The organism is Streptomyces sp. NPDC053750 (assembly GCF_044544295.1).
Lineage (GTDB): Bacteria > Actinomycetota > Actinomycetes > Streptomycetales > Streptomycetaceae > Streptomyces.
The window spans coordinates 51,977-61,388 of record NZ_JBITXB010000014.1 but is presented as its reverse complement, the minus strand read 5'-3'; the positions used below and the strand labels follow the sequence as shown (position 1 = coordinate 61,388).

Here is a 9,412-nt window from a genome sequence, read left to right as displayed (position 1 = left end):
GCCGGACGGTCAGGAGATGCCGAGCTCCTTGCCGATGTACTCGATCAGCTCGTCGTCCGTGGCCTCCGTCAGTTCGACGGACGCGTGCTCCGGCTGTTCGTCGGTGAGCTGCGCGAGCAGCGATCTCAACCGGGTGGTGACGACCTCGCGGGTCGGGCCGTCGGACGCGATTGCGGGCAACCGCGTTTCGAGTTCTTCCAGCAACCCCGTGGCGGGGGTGCCCGCGTCCTGGCGGATCCGCTCCAGCAGGTGAGTGGTGACGGCGCGTGCCGTCGGGTGGTCGAAGACGAGCGTGACGGGAAGTCGCAGTCCGCTGATCCGGCTGAGCCGGTTGCGGAGTTCGACCGCCAGCACCGAGTCCAGGCCGAGCCCGGTCAGCGGGCCGTCCACGTCGACGGCGTCGGGGTCGGCGTGCCGGAGCACCGCGGCGAGTTCGCCACGGACCAGGCCCAGAACGTGGTCGTCGCCTTCCGGTTCGGAGAGCGCGGCCAGCCGGTCGCGCAGGGCGGACAGCGTGTCCCGGCTGTCGGTGTTGTCGCCGGCTCCGGCCTCCTCCATGGCGGCCAGCGCTTCGGGCACCGTGGTCAGCAGCGGGCTGGGCCGCAGGGACGCGAGGCCCCTGGCGAAGCGGTCCCACTCGATGTCGCCCACCAGCAGGAACCTCTCGTCCTGCTGTACGGCACGCCGGAGCGCGTCCATCGCGAGCCGGGGGTCCATCGCGCGGACGCCGCGGCTGCGGAGCCTGGCCTCGGCCTGGTCGCGCGAGTCGAGGCTGCCGCCGCCCCATGCGCCCCACGCCACCGACGTGGCGGTCAGCCCCCGCGCCCTGCGGTGGTGGGCGAACGCGTCCAGATAGGCGTTGGCCGCGGCGTAGTTGGCCTGTCCGATGCTGCCGAAGGTGCCGCCGAACGCGGAGAACATCACGAAGGCCGTGAGGTCCAGGTGTTCGGTCAGCTCATGGAGGTTGTTGACGGCGGTGACCTTGGAGGCGAAGACCCGCTCGAGACGTTCCGGGGTCAGCGCGTCGACCGGGTCGTCGTCGACCACTCCGGCGACGTGCATCACGGCGGTCAGCGGGGCGTCGTCGGGCACGGTTGCCAGCAGTTCCGCCAGTGCCGTGCGGTCCGCCGCGTCGCAGTCCGCGATGGTCACCCGGGCGCCCAGGCCGCTCAGCTCGGCGACGAGCTCGTCCACGCCCGGAGCGCTCGTGGCCCGCCTGCTGGCGAGGACGAGGTGTCCCGCACCGTCGCCCGCGAGCCACCGGGCCACGTCCCTGCCGAGCGCCCCGGTGCCGCCGGTGACGAGCACGGTGCCCGAGGGCCGCCACGCGGTGTCGGCGGGCGGGGTGGCGCCGGGCGAAGCGGCGGCGCGGACGAGGCGGCAGGCGTGGACGCCGGTGGGGCGGACGGCCAGTTGGTCCTCTCGGCCTGCCGTGCCGGCGAGTGCCTCGACGAAGCGGTCCTGGGCCCGCCGGTCCACGTCCTCCGGCAGGTCGATCAGCCCGCCCCAGCGTTCCGGCTGTTCCAGCGCGGCGGCCCGGCCCAGGCCCCACACCTGAGCGGCGGTCGGGTCACGGAGCGGGTCCGTGTCGTCCACCGACACCGCTCCGCTGGTGACGCACCACAGCGGTCCGGCCGTTCCCGCGTCGCCGAGCGCCTGGACCAGGGCCAGGGTGCCCACGGTGGCCGCGGCGACGCCGGGGTGGGCGGGGCTCGGGGTGCCGTCGAGTGCCAGCAGGGACAGCACGCCCGCGACCGGATTCCCGTCGGCGGCGGCCCGCAGGCGTTCCGACAGGACACCCCGGTCGAGGTCGGCGGCATCGACGTCGATCCGTACGACCTTGGCGCCGGATCGTTCGACGGCGTGCACGAGTGCGGTGACGGTGGGGTGCTCCGCCCGTGCCCCGGGCACCACGGCGAGCCAGGTGCCGCCCGGCGCCGCCGTGGGGGCGGCGGCGAGGGGCTGCCATGTCACCCGGTAGGTCCAGGAGTCCACGGTGGAGCGCCGGCTGATGCTCCGACGCCAGGCCGCCAGGACGGGCAGCGCCTCACGGACGGCCGGCGCGGAGTCGGCCCCGACCTCGAGGGCCGAGGTCAGCGCGGTGAGGTCCTGCCGTTCGACGGCGGCCCAGAACGCCTCGTCGGCCGAGGTGGCCGCGCCGGCCACGGCCGTACCGGCGACGGGGGTGTCGAGCCAGAAGGTCTCGTGCTGGAACGGATACGTCGGCAGATCGACCCGGCGGGCGCCCGTACCGCGGAACGCGGCCTTCCAGTCGACCGTCACGCCGTTCACATGCGCCTCGGCGGCCGACGTCAGGAACCGCCGCTGTCCGCCTTCCTCCCGGCGCAGCGTGGGGACGACGACCGGTTCGGCTCCGTGCTGTTCGACGGTCTCCTGGATCGAGAGCGCCAGCAGCGGGTGGGGGGCGACTTCGATGAACGTGCGGTACCCGTCACGGGTCGTCGCGCGGACCGCGCTCTCGAACTCCACGGTCTCCCGGATGTTGCGGTACCAGTAGGCGGCGTCGAGCGTCGCGGTGTCGACCGTGTCCCCGGTCACCGTGGAGTACAGCGGGATCCTGCCCTGCTGCGGGGTGATCGGCGCGAGGTCGCGCAGCAGCCGCTCACGCAGCGCGTCGACCTGGGCGGAGTGCCCGGCCACGGTCACGCCGGGCACGCGTCGGGCCCGGACACCGTCGGCGGTGCACGCGGCCGCGAACTCGTCGCAGGCCACGGGGTCGCCGGAGACCGTGCAGGAGCCCGGCCCGTTGACGGCGGCCACCGACAGGTCGTCGCCCCAGGGTTCGATACGGCGCGCCGCCTCGTCGGCCGGCAGCAGGACAGCCGTCATTCCGCCGTGCCCGGACAGGGCGAGCCAGGCGTCGCTGCGGGTGACGATGATGCGCGCGGCGTCCTTCAGGGACAGGGCTCCCGCGACGTACGCGGCGGCGACCTCACCCTGCGAGTGCCCCACCACGGCCGCGGGTTCCACGCCGTAGGAGCGCCACAGCGCGGCCAGGGACACCATCATGGTGAACAGGACCGGCTGCTGTACGTCGACGCTGTCGCCGGGCACGTCGGTGCCGCCGCTCAGCACGTCGAGCACCGACCAGCCGGTCAGGGCGCGGATCTCCGCGTCGCACGCCTCGGCCTGTTCCCGGAAGGCGGGTGCGGTCGCCAGGAGTTCGCGTCCCATGGCGGGCCACTCGCCGCCCTGCCCGGGGAAGACGAACACCGGCCGTGCCTCGCCGGCGGCGACGCCCCGTACGGTGTCGGGTCCGGTGGTGCCGTCGGGGTCGAGAAGGACGGCGCGGTGGGCGAACACCGACCTGCCGTGGGCCAGTGAATAGCCGACGTCGGAGGGATCGAGGTCGGGCTGTTCGGCGAGCCGGGTCCGCAGCCGCTGGAGCTGCTCGTCGAGGGCCTGGCCGGTCCTGGCGGACAGCACCCACGGTACGACGGCGGACGGCGTGGTCCGCTCGGGCGTGTCGGGCGGGTCGGCCGCCGGGGGTTCCTCCAGCAGGAGGTGGGCGTTGGTGCCGCTGATCCCGAACGAGGAGATCGCGGCGCGGCGCGGTCCGTCGCCGGGTTCCCAGGGCCGGGCGTCCGTCAGCAGCCGGATGTCGCCCGACTCCCAATCGATGTGCGGTGAGGGGGCGTCGACGTGCAGGGTCCTGGGCAGGACGCCGTGCCGCATGGACAGCACGAGTTTCATCACGCCGGCCACGGCGGCCGCGGCTGCGGTGTGGCCGATGTTGGACTTGACCGAACCGAGCCACAGCGGCCGGTCCCGGTCCTGGCCGTAGGTCGCGAGCAGGGCGTTCGCCTCGATCGGGTCGCCCAGTCTGGTGCCGGTACCGTGGGCCTCCACCACGTCGACGTCGCGCCCGGCGAGGCCGGCGGCGTGCAGGGCTCGCCGGATCACCCGCTCCTGCGACGGTCCGTTCGGTGCCGTCAGTCCGTTGGACGCGCCGTCGTGGTTGATCGCACTGCCCCGGATGACGGCCAGGACGGGGTGGCCGTTGCGTCGGGCGTCGGACAGCCGCTCGACGAGCAGGACCCCGGCGCCCTCGGACATGCTCATGCCGTCGGCCGCGGCCGCGAACGGCTTGCACCGGCCGTCGGGCGCGAGCACCTGCTGCCGGCTCATCCCGGCGAAGCCTCCTGTGGAGGGCATCACGGCCACTCCGCCGGCCAGGGCCATCGTGCACTCTCCCCGCCGCAGGGCCTGGCAGGCCAGGTGCAGGGCCACCAGGGAGGACGAGCAGGCGGTGTCGACGGTGAGGGACGGTCCCTCCAGCCCGAGTGCGTAGGACACCCGCCCGGACAGGACGCTGGTGAACACGCCAGTCATCAGGTGGGCTTCGAGGCCCTCCTCGGGCGGCGTGGCTGCTCCGTAGAAGGAGTGCATGCCGCCCGCGTAGACGCCCGTGCTGGTGCCGTGGAGGGTGGTCGGGTCGATGCCCGCCCGTTCGACGGCCTCCCAGGAGGTTTCCAGGAGCAGCCGCTGCTGCGGGTCCATGGCCAGCGCCTCGCGCGGGGAGATACCGAAGAACGCCGCGTCGAAGTCGCCCGCGTCGTGCAGGAACCCGCCCTCCCGGACGTACGCCTTCCCGGGCCGGTGGGGGTCGAGGTCGTACAGCTCGGCCAGGTCCCAGCCGCGGTTGGTGGGGAACGGCGAGATCGCGTCGCCGCCCGCGGCCAGCAGGTCCCAGAACTCCTCCGGTGTGGTGACGCCGCCGGGGAACCGGCACGCCATGCCCACGATCGCGATGGGGTCGTCGTCGGCGCCGCCCGCGGTCTCGGCGAGTGGCAGGGCCGCGGGCGCGTCTCCGGTCGCCCTGGCGAGGAGGAAGTCGGCGAGCGCCCGGGCCGAGGGGTGGTCGAAGACCACGCCGGCGGGCAGGGTGACGCCGGTGGCCGCGGACAGGCGGTTGCGCAGTTCCACGGCCGACAGCGAGTCGAAGCCCAGCTCACGGAAGGCGCGGGCCGCTTCCACGGCGTCGGGCGTGGCGTGTCCGAGCACGACCGCCGCCTCGGTGCGCACGAGGTCGAGCAGGAGGTGCCGCCGGGCGTCGACCGGTACGGTCGCGAGCTTCGCCGCCAGCGCCGACGCGTCGGGGCGGGGGCCGTCCGCCGCGGTCCGTGCGCCGTCCAGTGCCCGCCCGGCCTCCGGTATTTCGCGGATCAGCGGGCTGGGGCGGGCCATGGTGAAGACGGGTGCGGCCCGTTCCCACTCGACGTGGGTGACCACGAGGTGCGTCTCGTCGTGGTTGATCGCCTGGAGGAGGGCCGCCACCGCGAGGTCCGGGTCCAGCGCCGGGAACCCGCGCCGCTTCAGCCGGTCGGCGACGTCCTCGGCCATGCCGGCGCCCCAGGACCCCCAGGCGACGGAGGTGGCGGGCAGTCCGGCGCGGCGGCGCTGCCGTGCAAGGGCGTCCAGGTGGGCGTTGGCGGCCGCGTAGTTGCCCTGGCCCGCGGCGCCGAAGCTGCCGGCGACGGAGGAGAACAGGACGAACGCGTCGAGGTCCAGATGGCTCGTCAGTTCGTGGAGGTGCAGAGCGCCGTCCACCTTCGGTGCCATGACCGCGGCGAACTGTTCCGGTGTGAGGGTGTCGACCAGGCCGTCGGACAGCACACCGGCCGCGTGCATCACCGCCGTCAGGGGCGCGTCGGTGGGCAGCGAGTCGAGGAGCGCCGCGACCTCGGACCGTACGGACATGTCGCAGGCGACGACGGTCACCCGGGCGCCGAGCCCGGTCAGCTCCCGTGCCAACTCGGCCGCTCCCGGGGCGTCCGGTCCGCGCAGTCCGGCCAGGACGAGGTGTTCGGCTCCGTCCGCGGCGAGTCTGCGGGCCACGTGCGCACCGATCATTCCGGTTCCGCCGCTGATCAGCACGGTGCCGCGGGGGCGCCACGGCTCGGTGGCGGCCGTGTCGGGCAGCGGTGCCCGGACGATGCGCCGGACGAGGACAGCCGCGTCGCGTATCGCGACCTCGCACTCGTCGTCGATGCCGCCGAGTACGGCGACGAGCCGGTCGAAGGCCGTTTCGTCGAGGCGGGGCGGCAGGTCCACGAGACCGCCCCAGCGGTGTGGGTGCTCCAGCGCCACGACCCGGCCGAGGCCCCACAGCTGGGCCTGTACGGCGCTGGTCAGCTCGTCGTCCTCGTCGGTGGAGACCGCTCCGCCGGTCACGCACCACAGCGGTGCCTCGATACCCGTCGTGCCCAGCGCGCGCACCAGGTCCGCCGTGCCGTGCAGCGCGGTGTCCTCGTCCAGGGCCAGCAGCGACAGCACCCCCGTCACCGTGGCGGGGTCGACGTCGGCGAGGTCCGCCGGCTCGGTGACCAGCACGTCGAGGCGCCTGGTGCGTAAGCCCGCGACGAGGTCGACGGCGCGCCGGTCGGTGGCGTGGTCCGGGGGCACCACGACCAGCCAGGTCCCGGACGCGCCGGGCGCCGAGCCAAGCCCGAGCGGGCGCCACACGATCCTGTACCGCAGCTCGTTCAGGGCGGCCCGCTGCGTGCGGCCGCGGCGCCGGCTCGCCAGGGTCGACGCGGCCGCCTCCAGCGAGGCGTCCGGGGGCAGCGCGAGCAGCTCGGTCAGGGCCCGGCCGTCGGCGGCGTCGACGGCCTGCCAGAACGTCCGCTCCCAGTCGTCCTGGTGGGTGTCGGCCGAGGCGGGCAGGGGTGCGTCGAGCCAGTACCGCTGGTGCTGGAACGCGTACGTGGGCAGGTCGACGGCTGAGGGGCCGGCCTCTTCGAGGACCGTTTCCCACGCAACGGGCACACCGCGGACGTACGCCTCGGCGGCCGAGGTGAGCATCCGCTCCAGCCCGCCGGCTTCGCGCCTCAGCGTGCCGACGACGGCGGCGTCACGACCCGCGGCGTCGATGGTCTCCTGCAGTCCGAGCGACAGCACGGGATGCGTGCTCACCTCGATGAAGCAGGTCACTCCGTCGTCGAGGAGCTGCCTGATCACCGGTTCGAAGCCGACCGGTTCGCGCAGGTTCCGGTACCAGTAGTCGGTGTCCAGCGCGGTCGTGTCCAGCAGTCCGCCGGTGACCGTGGAGTGGAACGGGATCTCCGACGTGCGCGGCTCGACGACCCCGAGCGCCTCGGCGATCGTGGTGCGGACGGAGTCGACGTGGTGCGAGTGGGACGCGTAGTCCACCTCGATACGGCGGGCCCGTACGCCTTCGTCGGTGAGGGCGGTCAGGAGTGCGTCGAGCGCCGCGTCGTCGCCGGAGACCACCACGGACGACGGGCCGTTCACCGCGGCCACCGACAGCGCCCCGCCCCATTCCCCGAGCCGGGTCCGCACCTGGTCGACCGGGAGGGCCACCGACATCATGCCGCCGCGCCCGGCGAGTTCCAGCAGCGCCCGGCTGCGCAGCGCCACGATCCGCGCACCGTCGTCGAGGGACAGCGCGCCGGCCACGCAGGCCGCGGCGATCTCGCCCTGGGAGTGTCCGACGACGGCGGCGGCCCGCACGCCCAGCGAACGCCATACCTCGGCCAGGGACACCATCACCGCCCACAGCACGGGCTGTACGACGTCCACCCGCTCCAGGGGGTCGCCCTCGCGCAGGACGGTGCGCGGGTCCCGGTCCACGTACGGGGCGAGGGCCTGCGCGCACTGCGCCATCCGCTCGGCGAACACCGGCGAGGAGTCGAGCAGCGACAGCGCCATGCCGGTCCACTGGGCGCCCTGGCCGGGGAAGACCAACGCCACGCGGGAAGCGCCCCCGGCCCGCCCCCGTACGACGCCCGGCAGGCTCCGTCCGCCGGCGAGGCCGTCGAGGCCGGCGCGCAGGCCGGCGCGGTCACCGGCGAGCACCACCGCGCGGTGGTCGAACCGGGTGCGCGACGTCGCCAGCGTGTGCGCGACATCGACCGGGTCGAGGTCGGGGCGCTCCTCCGCCAGCGCGTGCAGCCGGCGCGCCTGGTCGCGCAGCGCGGCCTCCGTCCGGCCGGACAGCACCCACGGCACGACCGGCACGGTGCCGGTCGGCGCCGGTCGGTCCACGGCGGGGGCCTGCTCCAGGATCACATGCGCGTTGGTGCCGCTCACGCCGAACGCGGACACCGCGGCACGCCTGGGCCGGTCCAGTTCGGGCCACGGCCGGGCGGCGGTCAGCAGCTCGACGGCGCCCGCCGACCAGTCGACCTGCGGGGACGGCCGGTCCACGTGCAGGGTGCGCGGCAGTGTGCCGTGGCGCATCGCCATCACCATCTTGATGACGCCGGTGACACCCGCGGCGGCCTGGGTGTGGCCGATGTTCGATTTCACGGAGCCCAGTGCCAGCGGCGCTCGGCGGTTCTGGCCGTAGGTGGCCAACAGGGCCTGCGCCTCGATCGGGTCGCCGAGCGGTGTTCCGGTACCGTGCGCCTCCACGGCGTCCACGTCGGTCGCGAGCAGCCGGGCGTCGGCGAGCGCGGCACGGATGACGCGCTGCTGGGCGGGGCCGCTGGGGGCGGTCAGACCGCTGGAGGCGCCGTCCTGGTTCACGGCGGAGCCGCGGACGACGGCGAGCACTCGGTGCCCGTCGCGCACAGCGTCCGACAGCCGTGCGAGCAGCAGCATGCCGACGCCCTCGCCCCAGCCGGTGCCGTCCGCCCGGTCGGAGAACGACTTGCACCGGCCGTCGGGGGCGAGGCCGCGCTGGCGGCTGAACTCGATGAACGCCGCCGGCGACGACATCACCGTGACACCGCCCGCCAGGGCGAGCGTGCACTCGCCCTGCCGCAGTGCTCTGGCCGCCAGGTGCAGGCCGACCAGCGAGGAGGAGCAGGCGGTGTCGATCGTGATCGTCGGCCCCTCGAGCCCGAGGGTGTACGCGATGCGGCCGGAGGCCACGCTGCCCGAACTGCCGTTTCCGACATAGCCTTCGAAGCCCTCGGGGGCGCGGTGCATGCGGGTGGCGTAGTCGTTGTACATCACGCCGACGTACGTGCCGACCTGTCGGCCGCGCAGGGTGGTCGGGTCGATACCGGCCCGCTCGACGGCCTCCCAGGAGGTCTCCAGGAGCAGCCGCTGCTGCGGGTCGATCGCCAGCGCGTCCTTGGGGCTGATGCCGAAGAACTCGGCGTCGAACTCGGCGGCCGGGTAGAGGAAGCCGCCCTCCCTCGCGTAGCTGGTACCGGTCCGGTCGGGGTCCGGGTCGTACAGAGCCTCCAGGTCCCAGCCCCGGTCGGCCGGGAACCCGGCGATCGCGTCCCGGCCCTCGTCCACCAGGCGCCACAGGTCCTCGGGGCTGCGCACGTCGCCCGGGTAGCGGCAGGCCATGCCGATGATGGCGATGGGCTCGTGCGCCTCGTCGACGAGCTGCCGGTTGCGCCGACGCAGACGCTCGGTCTCCTTCAGCGAGCCCCGTAGCGCCTCAATGATCTGCTCTTTGCTCTGACTCATC

General features: G+C 74.2%; 1 protein-coding gene. It reads right to left on the bottom strand.

Annotation, left to right across the window (positions count from 1 at the left end; translation table 11 throughout):
- Nucleotides 1-9 precede the first annotated feature (9 nt).
- Nucleotides 10-9,411: a type I polyketide synthase gene (locus ACIGO6_RS31190; protein ID WP_399882217.1), complete on the bottom strand. Its 9,402-nt coding sequence runs from the start codon at nt 9,409-9,411 to the stop codon at nt 10-12.
- Between the last annotated feature and the right edge of the window lies 1 nt (nt 9,412).